Origin of the sequence: Saccharopolyspora oryzae (assembly GCF_027853915.1) — a bacterium.
Classification (GTDB): Bacteria; Actinomycetota; Actinomycetes; order Mycobacteriales; family Pseudonocardiaceae; genus Saccharopolyspora; species Saccharopolyspora oryzae.
The window spans coordinates 146,070-162,655 of record NZ_JAQGLA010000005.1; the positions used below are offsets into that span (position 1 = coordinate 146,070).

Consider the following 16,586-nt stretch of genomic DNA (forward strand, 5'->3'; position numbering starts at 1 on the left):
GTCCTGCGCACCGCGCACCCCCGCATTTCGGAGCGCTCAGGAGCGGGTGGCGAAGTCGACGACCTGGTGGCCGATCGTGCGCAGGATTCCGGCGACCTTCTGATCAGCGCAGTCGCCGCCGGACTCGAAGTGCGTTTCGGCGGAGTTGACCGCGCCGCCGAGCGGGGTCGGCCAGCCGCGCAGCGCGTGCACCACGGAGCGCAGCGCCTGCAGCGTGGTGACCGTGGCCTGCCAGCCGTGGGCGATGCCGATGCAGCCGACCGCCCGGCCGTCCAGGTAGGGCCGCTCGTCGTCGCGCAGGTCCTCCGCGTAGTCCAGGGCGTTCTTGATCAGACCGGAGACGGTTCCGTGGTAGCCGGGCGAGGCGAGGATGACGCCGTCGGCGCTGCGCAGCGCCTCCACCAGCTCCAGCGCGTTGTCGGTGCGCTCGGTCAGATGCGGGTCGTAGAACGGCAGAGCCAGGCTGCTGCCGGTGATCGCGTGGACCTTGGCGCCGGCCTCCCTGGCCCCCGCCAGCGCGGCGTGCAGTGCGCGCTCGGACTGCGAGTCCGGTCGCACCGAGCCGCCGATTCCCACCACGGTCACCGTCATTGCACAGATCCTTCCACCCGCTCGCCGCGCCTGTCTCCCCCGTCGGACCTCGCCACGCTACGACTTCGAGTCGGGTCGAGGTCAAAGCCGCGAGCGGTGTCCTGGAACACACCTACTAGCGGGTAGCCTCTATCCCGCCCTGCTGCCTTCCCGGGGAGGTCCACGCCCATGCCCAACGTCCTCGACCAGGTGCGACCGATGCTGGAGGCCGCGGCGGTCCACGGCATCTTCGCCCTGCCCCGTCCCGTGCGTCGCCTCATCGCCGGGTCGCCCATCCGCCTGGACGACCAGGAGCTCGCCCTGGACGCCCAGCTGCTGCTCAAGCTGCAGAAGCTCAGCGGGCAGGAGAAGCTCTCGGCCCCCACGCCGGAGCTGGCCCGCGCCGCCATGCGCCGGGGGACCCGCATCAACTCGGCGCCGATCGACGGGGTGGTGGTCGCCGACCGGCAGATCCCGACCGAGCACGGCGACCTGGGTGCCCGGCTGTACCGGCCGCGGGAGCTCACCGGGATCAGCCCGCTGCTGGTGTTCTTCCACGGTGGTGGCTGGGTCATCGGCGACCTGGACAGCCACGACGACGTGTGCCGGTTCCTGGCCAAGCACGCCGACGTCCGGGTGCTGTCGGTCGACTACCGGCTCGCCCCCGAACACCGCTTCCCGGCCGCGCTGGACGACTGCCTCGACGCCTACCGCTACGCCGTCGACAACGCCGCCGAACTGGGCACCAGCAGCGACGCGATCGCGGTCGGCGGGGACAGCGCGGGCGGCAACATGGCGGCCGCGGTGTGCCAGATCGCCGCCCGGTCCGACCTGACCGACCCGGCGTTCCAGCTGCTGATCTACCCGGCGACGGACGCCACCACGAGCCGCCCGTCCCGGAAGCTGTTCCGGCGCGGCTTCCTGATCACCGAAGAGGACACGACCTGGTTCATGGACCACTACCAGCCCGACGAGAGCCTGCGCGACGACCCGCGCCTGTCGGTCCTGCTGACCGAGGACCTCAGCGGACTGCCCCCGGCCTGCGTGGTCACGGCCGGTTTCGACCCGCTGCGCGACGAGGGCGAGGCCTACGCGGCCCGGCTGGCCGAGGCGGGCGTGCCGGTGATCAGCCGCCGCTTCCCGGACCTGATCCACGGTTTCGTCAACCTCCGCGCCATCGGAACCCGCTTCCAGGAAGCCCTCTTCGAGATCGTCGGCTCCCTCCGAGCCGGCCTCTCCCTCCAGAAGCGCTGACGCACCCGTGAGTCTTTTGGGCTGCCATGACAGCCCAAAAGACTCACGGGAATCACTGCGCTGCGCCGAGCTCGTTCGTGAGTGGTTTGGGGTGTCATAGCGCCCCAAACCACTCACGAGCCTGGTCACGACAGGGCGGAGCAGCTTGTACTACTGGCCGAGGAGTTCTCCGGCCAGCTCCACCTGGAACTCATGCAGGAGGTGCGATGGGACTGCTTGACTGGCTCACCGGGACCAAACGACCCTTGAGCGAGATTTCACCGCAGTCCGTCGCGGCCGTGCGCGCAGCACTTCTCGGTGTCAACGGGCCGGACAGGCCGTTCGTGGTTCGTGACGGGCGACCGGAGAACGTCGACTTGGTCGCCGAGTGGAAGATCGCCGATGCGAACTGGTACGGCTACTTCGGCAATGCGGCGACGGTCGGCAGGACGTTGATGCGGCTGGATGCGTCGAGGCACCAGGTTCGTTCTGCGGACCAGGAGTGGTCAGTCACGTGGATGCGGGGAACTCCGCAACTGACGTTGGCGTTGAGGTGCGCACGGGGCCAGATCAACAAGAAGTCCTACAACGCCACCTTCGCGCGTGACGGGCAGGGAAAGTTGGCCGAGGAATCCCGACGAACGTTTTCCGCAGGCGAGTTGAAGTCTCCCTTGCAGGAAGCCGTCACCGGTGCCGGATGGACTTGGCGCGGCCTGGTGATGGGGAAACTCTGAATCACACCGGCCTGTCCAGCTAGGTCGACAGGCACCCGCGGTGGTGGGTTCGTGAGTGGTTTGGGGTGTCATGGCGCCCCAAACCACTCACGAACAGGCCGGCAGCTTGCGCTACTGGCTGAGGTGTTCTCGGAGGCGGTTGAGGAGGTCTTCTCGGTTGGTGCAGCCGAGGCGTTGTTTGATCCGGCTTATGTGGTGTTCCACCGTTTTCGCCGAGATGAAGAGGCGTTTGCCGACCTGCTTGTAGGTCAGGCCCGCCAGGACCAGTTCGGCCACTTCCTTCTCGCGTTCGCTGAGCAGGCCGTTCTCGTCGCCGCGGACTGCGCGCGGGCGGGGTGGTTTGCCCTGCAGCGCTCGGGCGCATTCCAGGAGGGCGAGCATCGCTCGGCGGTCTGCCGTGCGGATCGCCGCTTGGCCCGCTAGGCGGGCGCCGTCCCAGGCGAGACCCGCTGCATGCAGGGCGCGTGCGGTTCGTTCCACTTCGTCCTGGTCGACCTGGCCGGCGAGGATTCCCAGCCATACTCGGGAAGCTTCCGCCATCGCCGCTGCGAGCGGGTTGTGGTGGGCCATGCCGGACAGTTCCGCCGAGCGCTGCTGGGCCGTGTCCAGCTCGTCGAGCACGATCGACGCCTGGAGGCGCTTCCAAGTCAGCATCGACGTCCACAGCGGAGGGTTTCCCAGGCGTTCGAGCAGGGACAGCGCCTCGGTCAGGTAGGGGTCGATCCAGTCCAGGTCGCGCAGGCGGGCCGCCGCGACCACCAGCTCCCCCAGCGGCATCAGCGCGAACAGGTCCACCGAGTGCTCTGCGATGACCTGGCGGGCCTGGCCGCGGGCGGCGGCGAGCGCCGCCATGTCGTTGTCCCGGCTGGCGATTCCGGCTTCGATCGCGGTCGCGAGCAGCCGGTCCCGGGCCGTCGTCGTACCCGTCGGCAGCTTCGCGCGCGCGGCCACCGTGTCGCCGCGCACCAGCGGCAACCACGCCGCCAGCAGGCGGTGCCGGGCGCTCAGCAGCGGGCCTCCGGCACCGGAACCGATCGCACGGTCCAATGTGGACTCGGCGACGTCCAGTTCTCCGCAGTGCAGGGCGACCAGCGCCGCCACCGACGCGGGCGAATCCGGCAGCAGCACGCCTCGCCCCACCGGCTCCGACAACGACGCCGCGCGCACCAGCGCGGACAGCGCCGCAGAAGCCGATCCCGTGACGGATTCCCGGACCCCAGCGGCCAATTGGACAGCAGCGCCGGTCATCGACGTCGGCGGACCGGCGTCGTCGGACGACCCCAGCACGTCGTCGGCATCGGCCAACCGCCCGACCCCGATCAGGCCGACGGCCGCGAACTCCCGGTCACCCGCCCACCGCAGCCGCCCCACCGACCAGCGGCACATCTCCGCGGACCGCTCCAGCAATCCGCGCTGCGCCAGCACGCTCGCCGCGACCTGCACGCCGATCTCCCGGTCCGGCACCGCGGAGTCCACGATCACCTGATCCGCCAGCCGCAGCGCCTCGTCCAGCTCCCCCGCCACGGCTGCGGCCCGCGCGCGCCGCGCGCTCAGGGAAGCGGCCGGCGCGCCCGCCGACACAGCCGCGTCGAACAGGCGCGGCGCCAACTCCGGCGCGTCCAGCAGGGCTTCTTCCCCGGCCTGTTCGAAGGCCTTGGCCAGCGTCGCTTCCGGCAGCAACGCGACCTCGGCGCCGAGCAGCGGGCTGACCAGCGGCAGCACCGGACCGCCCCGGGCCAGCTGGGTTTCGACCAGGCGGCGGGTGATCTGGAGCCGGCGCTCCCACGGCGTCAGCCGCAGCACGGCCGCCCGCACGATCGGCAGCAGCACGTCGTCGGCCACCACCATGCCCCCGGATCGCACCGCCGACAGCGCCGCTCCGACCGTCGCGGCGTCCAGGTCGAGCAGCGCCGCGAGCAGGTCCGGGTGCGGGGTCGCGCCGACCGCCATCGCCGTCACGCACGCCCGTCCGGCCTCGCCGAGCCGGTCCAAGTCGTGCTGGAACTGGTCGAGCGCACGCGCGGGGAGTTTCGCGACACCCGGCTCGGCGGCGGCCAGCACCCGGCTCACGTAGCGGGGAACGCCACCGGTCTGCGCGTGCAGCCAGCGAATCCAGTCGGCAGGAGCGGTTCCGACCTGCACGGCCAGTTCTTCCTGGCTGAGCAGGGAGAGCAGCACCGGCGCGCCGAGCTCGCCGATCAGCTCGGCCAGCGCCTCGGGCCGCGGACCCGGCCGGTAGGCGACCAGCAGGCGCGCTCCCGGCTGCCGGGCGACCTCGACGAGCTGACCGAGCACGGACGGGTCGAGGCGGTGCGCGTCGTCGACCAGCACCGCGCCCTCGCTCGCCCGGTCCAGGTCCGCCGCGCCGAGCACCGGCACCCCGGCGGCGCGGTAGGCGTGCGCGAGCTCGGCCAGCAGCGCGGTCTTCCCGTAGCCGCCAGGGCCTTGGACACCTGCGGTGATGGGCGCGGTCGGGGCCGTGGCGACCGCCGACCGGAGCCCGGCCGCGTGACCGTCCAGCAGGGAGGTCGTCGATTGGTTCACGCCTGCAGTCCTTGTTGCGTCATTGGCGCATGTGCTGGAAGAGCCCCAGCAAGCCGCCGCCCGTCGGAGGATTCGGCCCGAAGAAGGTGAGCAGCAGGCCGCCGATGATCAGCACCGCCGCCACCGACAGCTTAATGATCTTGAAGCGTCGCTTGCGATCCTCATCGGGGGGGTCCAACGGCATCGGCTCCACCTCGACCGGCGGTCGCGGAGCCTCCGGGATCTCGACCTCCTCCTCGTCGAAGTCCGACCCCTCGATGCGCATCAGCACGCTGGTCTCGGAGACCGAACCCTCCTCGCTGTCCGTGGAGAGCAGCTGCACCGCGGCCGATGCCGCACCGCTGGCCGCCGCCAGCTCCGGCGAGACGTCGACCTGCGGCGGCACCGCCAACCGCTCGGCGACCAGCTGCTTGAGCAGCGGAACCCGAGCCGTGCCACCGGCCAGCACCACCGCGTCCAGATCCTCCTGGGACAGCGTCGCCGACTGCACCGCCTGCAGGACCAATTCCGGCACCCGCTCCAGGTGGGGTCGGACGAGCTTCTCGTACCGGGCGCGGGAGATCGCGAACTCGGTGCGCACGCCGGGAAGTTCCACCCTGATCTGCGCCCCGGCCTGGTGCGACAGCGCTTCCTTCGCCCGGACGCACTCGGCGCGCAGGTGGGCCAGCGCCGCCCGGTGGTTGAGATCGTCGAGGTCCAGGGCGTCGAGCTGGTCGCCGAATTCCGCGCGCACCGCGCCGAAGATCTCGTCGTCCAGGTCCTGGCCGCTGGGGTGCTCCGCGGTCAGCGAGGAACCGATCACCTCGAACCCGCGCTGCCTGCGGCGGAGCACGGTCGCATCCATCCCGCTGCCGCCGATGTTGGCCACCGCGATCGGTTCGTGCTCGGGAACCCGCTGCTTGGCGACGTAGTCCAGCGCCACCGCCAGCGGTTCCGGGACCATCGTGACCTCGTTCAGCCCGAGCTGCGCCAGGGCCTGCTGCACGAGGCGGATCCGGTGCGGTCCCCAGGTGGCGCTGTGCGCGATCGCGATGTGCTCGGCCGGGTGCCCCTGCTTGCCCGCCACCACGTCGGCGACCCACTCGACCATGGTCGCGACCAAGCGCTGGGCGGGGACGAAATCGCTGCCCACCAGCAGCGGCAGGTCGTCGCCGAGTCTCGCGGTGAATCCCCTCGCCACCCACTCGTGGTGCGCGATCTCCTGCCGCTGGGCTGCTTCCCCGGCCACGAACGACCCGTCCTGCACCTTGCACAGCACGGTCGGCACCACCAGCCCCGCGGCCAGCGGGACCGGCGTCGCCGCAGCCCAGCGGCTGCCGTCGCGGCGGGCGATGGCGGCCGTCGTCGCCGTCGCACCCAGATGAACGCCCAGGACGTAAGGCATGCAATCCCTTCGTGTCACCGATCGGCCACCATCGGGCGATACCGATGGCGGCGCGGGGTGGACACAATTTAGCGCGCGCTCGGTTACGCACAGGTATCAGATACCCCAACTGATCCCCTAACGGACCACCTAGTGGATCCCCTAATAGAGGTTTCAGTGACTAGGAGTCGTACCCGATGGCTAGGGGCCTCCCGCCCAATAGCGTGATCGCCGCAGGGGTGAGGACCTCGTGACCTCACTCGGAAACCGCAGGCGAGCAAGCTGAGCATCGGGAGGCCCAACGATGGTGAGCCCTCAGCACGCGACCGATCGGGCCGAGTCCTCAACTCCAGACCCCGGGACGCACTCCACCGGCCACCCGGACCAGCCAACGCTGTACGAGTTCCTCACGCGCCTCGTCAGCGACCCGGCTTCCCGGTCGGCCTTCGACGCCGATCCGCAAGCCACGCTGGATCAGGCCGGGCTCGGGGCGATGAGCGCGACGGACGTCCTGCACGCCACGTCGCTGGTCCTCGACTACGCGCCGGTCGAGGTGGTGACGGAGTACGGGCGCTCACTCCAGAGCAGCGTCGAGAAGTTCGCTGCGAGCTCCCAGGCTGTCGCGTTCAACGAACTGCATCCCGCACACCCACTAGATCAGGAAGAGCAGAGCATGCTGCAGAACATCCCCCAGCCGGCCGACTTCGGCAAGGACAGCGACGTCGACGCCAACCTGCCCGAGCCGCAGGCCCCGACCAACAACGTCGACGTCGACATCGAGCAGAACGACTCGCACAACCTGATCAGCATCCACCACGTGCTGAGCGACAACAGCATCGGCAGCGACAACGTCATCGGCAACACGGTGGGCAACACCGTCGGCCAGGTCGGCGACAGCCTGTCCCTGGGTGACGTCACCAGCGTCGCGGGCGACCTGACCTACGGCTCGGTCACCGAGATCAACGAGACCACCAACCACGTCTTCGACACCACCGTCGACCTGACCGCCGGTGCGGGCTCCCTGGTCTACGGCGACGTGACCAACGTGGTCGGCAACGTCGCCACCGGCGACATCACCAACGTCGCGGGCGACCTGAACGTCGGCAACGTGCTGGGTGACGTCACCAACGTCGCGAACGGCGGCAGCGTGACCGAGATCGTCTCGAACGCCCCGGTCGTGGGCGACATCGTGGGCAACGTCGGCGAGATCGCCAGCAACGCCCCGGTCGTCGGCGACGTCGTCAACACCGTTGGCGACACCGTGACCAGCGCCCCGGTCGTCGGCAACATCGCCGACACCGCCCTCAACGGTGACGTCACCGACGTGACCGGTGTGGTCGGCGGCGTGGCGGGCAACGTCACCAGCATCGCGGGCGACATCCCGGTCGCCGGCGACGCGGTCGGCGTGGTCGGCGGCGTGGCCAGCAACGTCCCGGTCGTGGGCGACGCGGTCGGCGCCATCGCCGACACCGGCGACGTCTCCGCCCTGCCGGTCGACGACGCGACCTCGGCCCTCCCGGTCGACGACGTCACCTCGGCCCTGCCGGTCGGCGACGTGACCTCCGCGCTGCCGGCGGTCCACGACGTCACCTCCGCCCTGCCGGTCGACGACGTGACCTCCGCGGTCCCGGCCGCCCCGGTCGAGACCGTCACCGACACCGTCAGCAGCCTGCCGGTCGTCGGCGAGGTCGCCGACACCGCCACCTCGGCGCTGCCGCTGGACCACGGCCTGCTCTGAACGCAGTGAGCGACCGAATGCCGGGATCCGTGCGAGCGGATCCCGGCATTCGGTGCATTTCCACGGCATTTCGACGACGGTGGGCGACCAAATCGGTGTGAGTTCGACCGATCGGGTTTATCTATTCGCTACGAGCCGCCACAATCGACGCCGTGATCGAGACGGCGTTGGTGGAACTGATCGATCGCGCGACTGCGGAATGCGCCGAGCAGCAGCGCGCGGATCTGCACAACCGCCTGCGCCAAATCCGGACCAGAGTGCTGGATCCGACCCAACTCGTGCTGGTCGTCGGTGAATCGAAGCAGGGCAAGAGCGCGCTGGTCAACGCGATGGTCAACGCCCCGGTGTGCGCTTCCGGCGACGACGTCACCACCACCGTGCCCACCCTCGTGCGCTACGCCGACGAACCCACCGCGCTGCTCATCGAGCACGAACCGCGGCAGGGCCCGGCGGCGCTGGACCGCATGCCGGTGCCGATCGAGCAGGTTCGCGAACACCTGGACCGCGCGCTCGAAAGCGGACGCCCCGTCACCCGGGGCGAAGTCGGCATTCCACGCGCAGTGCTGAAAAACGGACTCGCGCTGATGGACACCCCCGGCGTCGGCAGCGTGTCCTCGTCGCTGACCGCCACGACGCTGGCCGTGGTCGCTGAGGCCGACGCGCTGCTGATGGTCTCCGACGCCACCCAGGAGCTGACCACCAACGAGCTCTCGTTCCTCAAGCAGGCCACCGCGCTGTGCCCGAACGTCGCGCTGGTGATGCCCAAGATCGACCGCACCCCGCACTGGCGGAAAGTCCTCGAGGTCAACCGCAGGCACCTGGAGAACGCGGGCATCTCGGCCAAGCTCTTCCCGGTCTCGTCCAACATCCGGATGCGCGCGATGCAGGCCAAGAACAGCACGCTCAACGCGGAATCCGGATTTCCACCGCTGGTGGAATACCTGCAGACCGAACTGGCCGGCAAGCACGAGCAATTCACCCGGCGCCTGGTCGCGCACAACGTTTCCGAAGCTCTGACCCAGGTCAACGACTCGCTGAAGGCCGAACTCGCCGCGCAGAACCCGCGCACCGCGGCGGAAACCCTGGTCGAGCTGGAAACCGCGCAGCGCCGCGCCGAAGACCTGCGCCGCGTCTCCAACCGCTGGCAGAAGGCGCTCAACGACGGCATCTCCGAGCTCTACGCCGACATCGAGTTCGACTTCCGCGAGCGCAGCTGGGCCGTCATGCACGAGGCCAACGAGATCTTCGAGACCGCCGACCCGCTGGTGGTCTGGGACGAGTTCCGGGCGTGGCTCGCCGACCGGCTCACCGATGCGATCGTGGAGACCTTCCAGTGGCTGGAAGAACGACGGGCGCAGCTCGCCGAGATCGTCGCCGAGGAGATGCGCGCCGAGCACGACGCCAACGCTCCTGAGCTGGACCGCATCAAACCGCCGGACCCGCTGGACGAGGTGCCGGAGGTGAAGCTGCCGGCGCGCTCCGAGTACAAGAAGTCCGACCAGCTCCTCACCGGTTTGCGCGGTTCCTACGGCGGTGTGCTGATGTTCGGCATGATGACCTCGCTCGGCCTGGGCCTCGGGCTGTTCAACGTCGTGTCGATCTCGGCGGGCGTGCTGCTCGGCGTCAAAAGCCTCGATGAGGAGAAGGATTCGCGGTTGCGCCGCCGACAGGCCGAGGTCAAGACCTCCGTGCAGCGCCACGTGGAGCAGGTCATCTTCCACGTCAACCGGGAGGCCAAGACCGCCATCCGCACCGTGCACCGAGGACTGCACAGCCACTACATGCAGATCACCGAAGACGCCCAGGCCGAGGTCAGCCGGGCCATCCAGGAGATCAAGCGCTCCGCGGAGCGCAGCGCCGTGGACCGCGACCAGCGCGCGCGGGAGATCCGGCAGAAGCTGGAGGAGATCACCTCGCTGCGCCGCCAGGTCACCATGCTCACCCAGAAGCGGATCACCGCGGCATGACGGGCGAAGCGCTGCTGGACCGCGCCCGTGCGCTGCTGATCCGCACGATGACCTTCTACCGCGACGACCCGCGCACGTCGACCTGGCTGCGCGGGCGGCTGGAACGGCTCGACCAACCGCTGCGCATCGCCGTCAGCGGGCGGGTCAAGGCAGGCAAGTCGACGCTGATCAACGCGCTGGTCGGCGCCGAGCTCGCCCCCACCGACGCCGAGGAGCGCACCCAGGTCAGCACGTTCTACCAGTACGGGCCCGAGCCGAAGATCCTGATCCACACCCCGCACGGCGCGGTGCAGAACGTCCCGGTGTCCACATTGGACGCGTGCACCATCCGCGACCTGCAGCACTGGCGGCCCGACGAGGTCTCCCGGCTGGTGATCGAATCGCCCACCCCGGGTCTGCAGGCGATCACCCTGATCGAGACGCCGGGCGTGGCCTCGGCCGCGGTGCAGGAGACCGGGCGATCAGCGCTGGCGCAGATCCTGTCCGAGGCCGACGCCGTGCTGTACCTGACGCGCTACCCGCGGCAGACGGACCTGCAGTTCCTGCAGTCGGTCAACGAGCTGCAAACCGCCCGCAGCGTCCCGATCAGCACGATCGTCGCGTTCTCCCGCGCCGACGAAACCGGCAGCGGCGGACCGGAAGCGCTGCAAGCCGCCGAGCGGATCGCCGAGCGCTACCGCAACGACCCGACCCTGCGCTCGTTCGCGCAACACCTGATCCCGGTGGTCGGCCTGCTCGGGCAGGCGGTGGCGACGATGACCGACGAGGAGTTCACCGCGCTGGGCAACCTCGCCCGGCTGTCCCAGAACGACCTGGAAGCGCTGCTGCTGTCCGCGGACCGGTTCATCAACAGCAAGATCGAGTCGATTCCCGGGACCATCCGGCAGCAGCTGTTCGAGCGGTTCGGGCAGTTCGGCTTGGAGCGCGCGCTGACACTGCTGCGCAGCGGCACGACGGAGCCGAAGAAGCTGCGGTCGGCGCTGCTCGAGGAGAGCGGCCTGAACTCGCTGCACGAAACCGTGCACCAGCAGTTCGTGGAGCGCCAGGACGCGCTGCGCGCCCGCTCGGCGATGCTGGCGGTGGACATGGTGCTGCGCGCCAATCCCCGTCCCGGCGTGCAGCAGCTGCGCGGCGAGTTCGAGCGGCTGCTGGCCAACGCGCACGAGTGGAACGAGCTGCGGCTGCTGTCCGAGCTGGACTCCGGCCAGGTGCGCTTCGCGCGCCCGCTCCAGGCGGAGGCGAAGCGCCTCTTGGGCGCGTTCGGCACGAGCCCGCAGGAGCGGCTGGGCCGCGACGAAACGACGCTGACGGCGGACCTGGCCGGCGAAGCGGCAGCGGCGTTGGCGCGCTGGCGCGTGCAGTCGGTGAACCCGCTGCACGACCGCATTCACCGCGAAGCGGTCCGCACGGTCCTGCGCAGCTGCGAACGCCTGATCGTCAACCAGGCCGCACAACCCGCCCAAGCGGCTCAGGCGGCCCAGCCGCAGGCGGCTCAAGCTCAGGCGGCCCAGCCACACGCCGCGCAGCCACACGCCGCTCAACCGCAGGCGGCTCAACCGCAGGCGGCTCAACCGCAGGCGGCGCAGCATCAACCCACGCAGGCCGCACAACCCCAGCAGGGTCGGCGCGCCCGATCCGCGCCTTCCCAGGACGCCCAGTCCTACCCCCGGCCAGGACAAACGCAGATAGTCCAGCCCCGCAGCGAACCCCGGCAAGGCCGTCGCCGCCGCGAAGAGCACCAAGCCCCCCAAGGCGGTCCAGACTCCCCAGGGGCCCACTCGCGCCACTGATCATCCACAGTGGACTCATCTGCACCGGCTCCCGGATTTCCCGGCGGTCACCGCCGGGAGCGATCGACCGAAAAGCAAGGAGGCCTGGAAGTCGGGGGCTTCCAGGCCTTCGTGCGTGGTGGTTGCCGCAGTCAGCAGCTGGTCATCAGTATCGCACGAACACTCTGGAATGAGTCAAGAAAAATGCGGAGTGGCGCTCGGCTCACCCGGTCGGCGGCGTGCACCGCTCCGGATCAAAGGGGCAGGTCGCGGATGGTTTCGTGGAGGCGCTCGACCAGTGGTCGCCGCCTCGCCATCAGGCGGGCCGCCTCCGGGTTCGGAGTGGCCTTGCCTTCCGGCACCACGAGTTCGGCGGCTCGCTCCAGCGAGTCGAACTCACCGAGGGCTCGCCAGGCGAGCAGCACCGCGCCGAGACCGGAGCCGCCGCTGCCCTCCGCCAGGTCCAGCTCGATGTCGAGCGCCGAGGCGATGGCGTCCGCCCAGACCCGGCTCCGGAAGCCGCCGCCGGTGGCCCGCACCGCGTGCACATCCGCCCCGGAGTCGCGCACCGCGTCGAGCACCAGCGCGAGCTGCTGCGCCACGCCCTCGATGACCGCGCGGGTCATCTGGGCGCGTCCGTGCGAGCGCCGCAGCCCCAGGAACGAGCCGGTCAGGCCCGGTTCCCACCACGGCGCGCGCTCGCCGAGCAGGTACGGCAGGGCGATCAGCCCTTCCGCACCGGGCGGCACGGCTGCGGCTTCGTCGAGCAGGTCCGCCACGTCCACGCCGAACGCCTCGGACGCCCACTGCGCCGCGACACCGCCGTTGCTCACGGCTCCGCCGATCACCCACAGCCCGTCGGCCAGCGCGTAGCTGAACGTCCGGCACCGCTCGTCCACGCCCGGCTTGTCGCGGGTCACGCGTAGCGCCCCGCTGGTTCCCAGCGACAGCGCAGCCACGCCCGGGTTCACCGCGCCGACCCCGAGGTTGGCCAGCGGACCGTCACCGCCGCCGAGCACGACCGGCAGCCCCTCCGGCAGCCCAACAGCCTTCGCGACCTGCGAACTCAGCGGCATGGTCGTCGTCGGCGAGTGGATCTCCGGCAGCTGTTCGGCGCGGATGCCCGCGACCGCCAGCGCCGGCTCGTGCCACTGCAGCGTGGACATGTTCTGCAGTCCGCTGCCCGAGCTCAGCGAGTACTCGGTGACGAGTTCCCCGACGAAGTCCGCGACGACGAAGTCCTTCAGCGCGCACCAGCGCACCACGTCACGGGTCAGGTCAGGGCGGCTCCCGGTCAGCCAGGCCAGCTTCACCATGACCGACTGGGTGTGGACCGGAGTCCCGGTCGCCCGGTGCAGCGCGGCGGACGCCTCGTGGTCGGACCGGATCCGCGCCGCGACCTCGGCCGCGCGGGTGTCCGCCCAGTTGAACGCCGGCGTTGCCGGAGCGCCGGACGAGTCGAGCCCGACCAGCGTGTGCATCGCCGTGCTGAACGACAGCCCGGCCACCTCGTGCCCGTGCTCGTTCACCCAAGCCACGCACTCGGCCAACGCCTCGATCGCGGCGTCCCGCACCTGCACCGCGTCCTGCGTCGCCTCACCGGGCTCGTCGGTCCGCAGCGGGTACCCGCGCTCGGTGTGGTGCAGCACGCGAGCATCGACACCCGCCGCGACGACCTTCGTCGCCGTGGTGCCGAGATCGATGCCGAGAACAACCGGGGCAGAGCTCATGCCCCCAACCTATCCGCCGATCCGACCAGCCAGTGCGCTCAGGGCACCGAGAAGCCGTCCAGCTCAGGGCCAATCCGCACCGGACCGGCCGCGACCCCGCACAGCAATGCGTTGAACGTCACCCACGAACCACCTCCCCCCGAGCCCCATCCGCTGATTCCGCCCACCAGTACTGCCCTCTCCACTCAGCACTCCTCCCTGCGGTTCGCGATGGCGAGCCGCGAATTCGTCCGAGATCAACGAGTTCCACGCGACGTTGTCCACGGGTCCACTGTGGCGAGAGGGGCGGTGCGGGTTCAAGGAGAATTGGACTTGAACACACGTTCGAATGAACCTTGAATCCGTTGTGGCGCAAGAAAAGGCGCCTCCCTCCCGGGACACCGGGAAGGAGGCGCCTCGAACGCTCCAGCGGTTACTTCGCGAGGGTTTCGGCGATCTCGTAGGTGTTGAGCGCCGCGCCCTTGCGGAGGTTGTCACCGCAGACGAAGAAGTCCAGCGTGTTCGGGAAGTCCAGCGCCTGGCGGACGCGACCCACGTAGGTCGGATCCTCGCCGACGACCTCGGCCGGGGTCGGGAAGACGCCGTTGTCGTGGTCGTCCTGCAGGACGATCGTCGGCTGGGCCTCGAACACCCGGTGCGCCTGCTCGACGGTCACCTCGCGCTCGAAGGTGGCGTGCACCGCCAGCGAGTGCGTGGTCACGACCGGCACGCGGACGCAGGTCGCGGAGACCTTCAGCTCCGGGATGCCCAGGATCTTGCGGGACTCGTTGCGGACCTTCAGCTCCTCCGAGGTCCAGCCGTCGTCCTTGCGCGAACCCGCCCACGGCACCACGTTCAGCGCCAGCGGCGCCTTGAACGGCGTCTCCGCCGGCAGGCCGGCCGCGGCCAGCGCCTCGGCGACGTCACCGGCGCGCGCCCCGACGCCCTTGCCCGCCACCGCGGCGATCTCCGCCTGCAGCCGGTCGATGCCTTCCTGACCAGCACCGGAAGCGGCCTGGTAGGAGGAGACGACCAGCTCGCGCAGGCCGAACTCGCGGTGCAGCGCGCCCAGCGCGGCCATCATCGACAGCGTGGTGCAGTTGGGGTTGGCGATGATGCCCTTCGGGCGGTCCGCGGCCTTGTCGGCGTTTACCTCGGGCACCACCAGCGGCACGTCGGGGTCCATCCGGAACGCACCCGAGTTGTCCACCGCGATCGCGCCGCGCTCAGCCGCCACCGGCGCCCACTGCGCGGAGACCTCGTCCGGCACGTCGAACAGCGCGATGTCCACGCCGTCGAACGCCTCCGGCGCGAGCTCCACGACGGTGTGCTCCTCGCCGCGCACGGTGATCTTCTTGCCCGCCGATCGGGCGGAGGCGATCAACCGGATCTCGCCCCACGGCACCGATTCCCGGTTGTTGATGATGTCGATCATCACGGTGCCGACCGCGCCGGTCGCACCCACGATTGCCAACGTCGGTGCCATCAGCGACCACTCCCCGCGTAAACCACAGCCTCTTCGTCGCCACCGAGCTCGAACGCCTCGTGCAGCGCACGGACGGCGTCGTCGAGCTGGGTGTCCTGGATCAGCACCGAGATGCGGATCTCCGAGGTGTTGATGATGTCGATGTTCACCCCGGCGTTGGACAGCGCCTCGCAGAAGGTCGCGGTGACGCCCGGGTGCGAGCGCATCCCGGCGCCGACCAGCGAGACCTTGCCCACCTCGTCGTCGTAGACGACCTTGTAGAAGCCCACCTCGTCCTGGATCTTCTCCAGTTCGGCGACCGCCACCGCGCCGTTGCTGCGCGCCACGGTGAAGGTGATGTCGGTGAGACCGGAGTCGGTGCTGGAGACGTTCTGCAGCACCATGTCGATGTCGATCTCGGCGTCGGCGACCACGCGGAAGATCCGGCCCGCGACGCCGGGGTTGTCGGGCACACCGCGCACGGTGACCTTCGCCTCCGACCGGTCGTGCGAGACGCCGGTGATCATGGCCTGTTCCACGGAAAGATCCTCCACTGAGCCGGACACGGTCGTACCGGGCTTGGGCGAGTAGGACGAGCGGACGTGCAGCGGCACGCCGTAGCGGCGGGCGTACTCGACCGCGCGCAGGTGCAGCACCTTCGCGCCGGTGGCCGCCATCTCCAGCATCTCCTCGTAGGTGATGTGATCGAGGCGCTTGGCGTTGGACACGATGCGCGGGTCGGCGGAGTAGATGCCGTCGACGTCGGTGTAGATCTCGCACACGTCGGCGTTCATGGCCGCCGCCACCGCGACCGCGGTGGTGTCCGAGCCGCCCCGGCCGAGCGTGGTGATGTCCTTGGTGTCCTGGGCCACGCCCTGGAAGCCGGCGACCAGGACGACCTGGCCCTGGTCCAGCGCCTCCTGCACCCGGCCGGGCGTGACGTCGATGATCCGGGCGTTCTGGTGCGCCGAGGTGGTGATCACCCCGGCCTGCGACCCGGAGAACGAGCGGGCTTCGGCGCCGAGCGCCTCGACTGCCATGGCGACCAGCGCGTTGGAGATCCGCTCCCCGGCGGTCAGCAGCATGTCGAGCTCGCGCTCGGGTGGGCCCGATGGGTTGACCTGTTTGGCGAGGTCGAGCAGCTCGTCCGTCGTGTCACCCATCGCAGAGCAGACCACCACGACGTCGTTGCCCGCTTTGCGGGTCTCGACGATCCGTTCGGCCACCCGTTTGATGCGATCGGCACTCTCGAGCGAGGAACCGCCGTACTTCTGGACGACGAGCGCCACGTGAAACAAACCTCCTCGACCGCTGCGGTCGTCCCGGGCACGGGTTGTCCCCGCACTGACACCGGTGGCGAAGAGCGCCGACGCACCACGAAGGGCGCGCGGAATGCCCCAGCGACCCACAGCAGTCGGGCAGCGTCGGCCGGACCGGCCGAAACGGCCTTCTAGCAGGTCGCTCCGCTGCCGGATTAGCCTACCGAACCGATAC

Annotated in this window: 11 protein-coding genes; 5 read left to right on the plus strand and 6 right to left on the minus strand. The window is 70.0% G+C overall.

Annotation, left to right across the window (positions count from 1 at the left end):
- Positions 1-36 precede the first annotated feature (36 nt).
- Complete coding sequence (locus OU415_RS05545) at positions 37-591, minus strand: NADPH-dependent FMN reductase (RefSeq protein WP_270947460.1); 555 nt, start codon at positions 589-591, stop codon at positions 37-39.
- Between the two features lie 168 nt (positions 592-759).
- On the opposite strand from OU415_RS05545, the gene OU415_RS05550 reads away from it, so the two are divergent.
- Positions 760-1,824: an alpha/beta hydrolase gene (locus OU415_RS05550; RefSeq protein WP_270947461.1), complete on the plus strand. Its 1,065-nt coding sequence runs from the start codon at positions 760-762 to the stop codon at positions 1,822-1,824.
- Between the two features lie 206 nt (positions 1,825-2,030).
- Positions 2,031-2,537: a hypothetical protein gene (locus tag OU415_RS05555; protein WP_270947462.1), complete on the plus strand. Its 507-nt coding sequence runs from the start codon at positions 2,031-2,033 to the stop codon at positions 2,535-2,537.
- Between the two features lie 111 nt (positions 2,538-2,648).
- Here the strand turns inward: OU415_RS05555 and OU415_RS05560 are convergent, their stop codons facing one another.
- Together OU415_RS05560 and OU415_RS05565 are read right to left on the minus strand one after the other, a co-directional pair.
- A complete protein-coding gene (locus OU415_RS05560) occupies positions 2,649-5,081 on the minus strand; it encodes a helix-turn-helix transcriptional regulator (protein ID WP_270947463.1) in 2,433 nt (810 codons plus the stop codon).
- Between the two features lie 19 nt (positions 5,082-5,100).
- Complete coding sequence (locus OU415_RS05565) at positions 5,101-6,465, minus strand: Hsp70 family protein (RefSeq protein WP_270947464.1); 1,365 nt, start codon at positions 6,463-6,465, stop codon at positions 5,101-5,103.
- Positions 6,466-6,748: 283 nt separating this feature from the next.
- Between OU415_RS05565 and OU415_RS05570 the strand changes: the two genes are divergently transcribed.
- The 3 genes from OU415_RS05570 (at position 6,749) to OU415_RS05580 (ending at position 11,939) form a co-directional block, all read left to right on the plus strand.
- Positions 6,749-8,182, plus strand: a complete 1,434-nt coding sequence (locus OU415_RS05570; protein WP_270947465.1) for an IniB N-terminal domain-containing protein — start codon at positions 6,749-6,751, stop codon at positions 8,180-8,182.
- Between the two features lie 152 nt (positions 8,183-8,334).
- The gene (locus OU415_RS05575; RefSeq protein ID WP_270947466.1) at positions 8,335-10,149 is read left to right on the plus strand and encodes a dynamin family protein; all 1,815 of its coding nucleotides are present in this window, start codon (positions 8,335-8,337) and stop codon (positions 10,147-10,149) included.
- Positions 10,146-11,939, plus strand: a complete 1,794-nt coding sequence (locus OU415_RS05580) for a dynamin family protein (protein ID WP_270947467.1) — start codon at positions 10,146-10,148, stop codon at positions 11,937-11,939. Before OU415_RS05575 ends, OU415_RS05580 begins: the two co-directional genes overlap by 4 nt.
- A 233-nt stretch (positions 11,940-12,172) precedes the next feature.
- Here the strand turns inward: OU415_RS05580 and OU415_RS05585 are convergent, their stop codons facing one another.
- The 3 genes from OU415_RS05585 to OU415_RS05595 all read right to left on the minus strand — a co-directional run bounded on the left by OU415_RS05585 (position 12,173) and on the right by OU415_RS05595 (position 16,381).
- A complete protein-coding gene (locus OU415_RS05585) occupies positions 12,173-13,648 on the minus strand; it encodes a gluconokinase (protein ID WP_270947468.1) in 1,476 nt (491 codons plus the stop codon).
- 412 nt (positions 13,649-14,060) lie between these two features.
- A complete protein-coding gene (locus OU415_RS05590) occupies positions 14,061-15,113 on the minus strand; it encodes an aspartate-semialdehyde dehydrogenase (protein ID WP_270947469.1) in 1,053 nt (350 codons plus the stop codon).
- Positions 15,113-16,381, minus strand: coding sequence for an aspartate kinase (locus tag OU415_RS05595; RefSeq protein ID WP_270947470.1), 1,269 nt, complete (start codon positions 16,379-16,381; stop codon positions 15,113-15,115). The genes OU415_RS05590 and OU415_RS05595 overlap by 1 nt, the downstream gene beginning before the upstream one ends.
- Positions 16,382-16,586: the final 205 nt, after the last annotated feature.

Bases quoted from the DNA above. Each gene is read 5' to 3' on its own strand.
- OU415_RS05545 (WP_270947460.1), bottom strand. From the start codon at position 591: ATGACGGTGACCGTGGTGGGAATCGGCGGCTCGGTGCGACCGGACTCG.
- OU415_RS05550 (WP_270947461.1), top strand. From the start codon at position 760: ATGCCCAACGTCCTCGACCAGGTGCGACCGATGCTGGAGGCCGCGGCG.
- OU415_RS05555 (WP_270947462.1), top strand. From the start codon at position 2,031: ATGGGACTGCTTGACTGGCTCACCGGGACCAAACGACCCTTGAGCGAG.
- OU415_RS05565 (WP_270947464.1), bottom strand. From the start codon at position 6,465: ATGCCTTACGTCCTGGGCGTTCATCTGGGTGCGACGGCGACGACGGCC.
- OU415_RS05570 (WP_270947465.1), top strand. From the start codon at position 6,749: ATGGTGAGCCCTCAGCACGCGACCGATCGGGCCGAGTCCTCAACTCCA.
- OU415_RS05580 (WP_270947467.1), top strand. From the start codon at position 10,146: ATGACGGGCGAAGCGCTGCTGGACCGCGCCCGTGCGCTGCTGATCCGC.
- OU415_RS05585 (WP_270947468.1), bottom strand. From the start codon at position 13,648: ATGAGCTCTGCCCCGGTTGTTCTCGGCATCGATCTCGGCACCACGGCG.
- OU415_RS05590 (WP_270947469.1), bottom strand. From the start codon at position 15,113: ATGGCACCGACGTTGGCAATCGTGGGTGCGACCGGCGCGGTCGGCACC.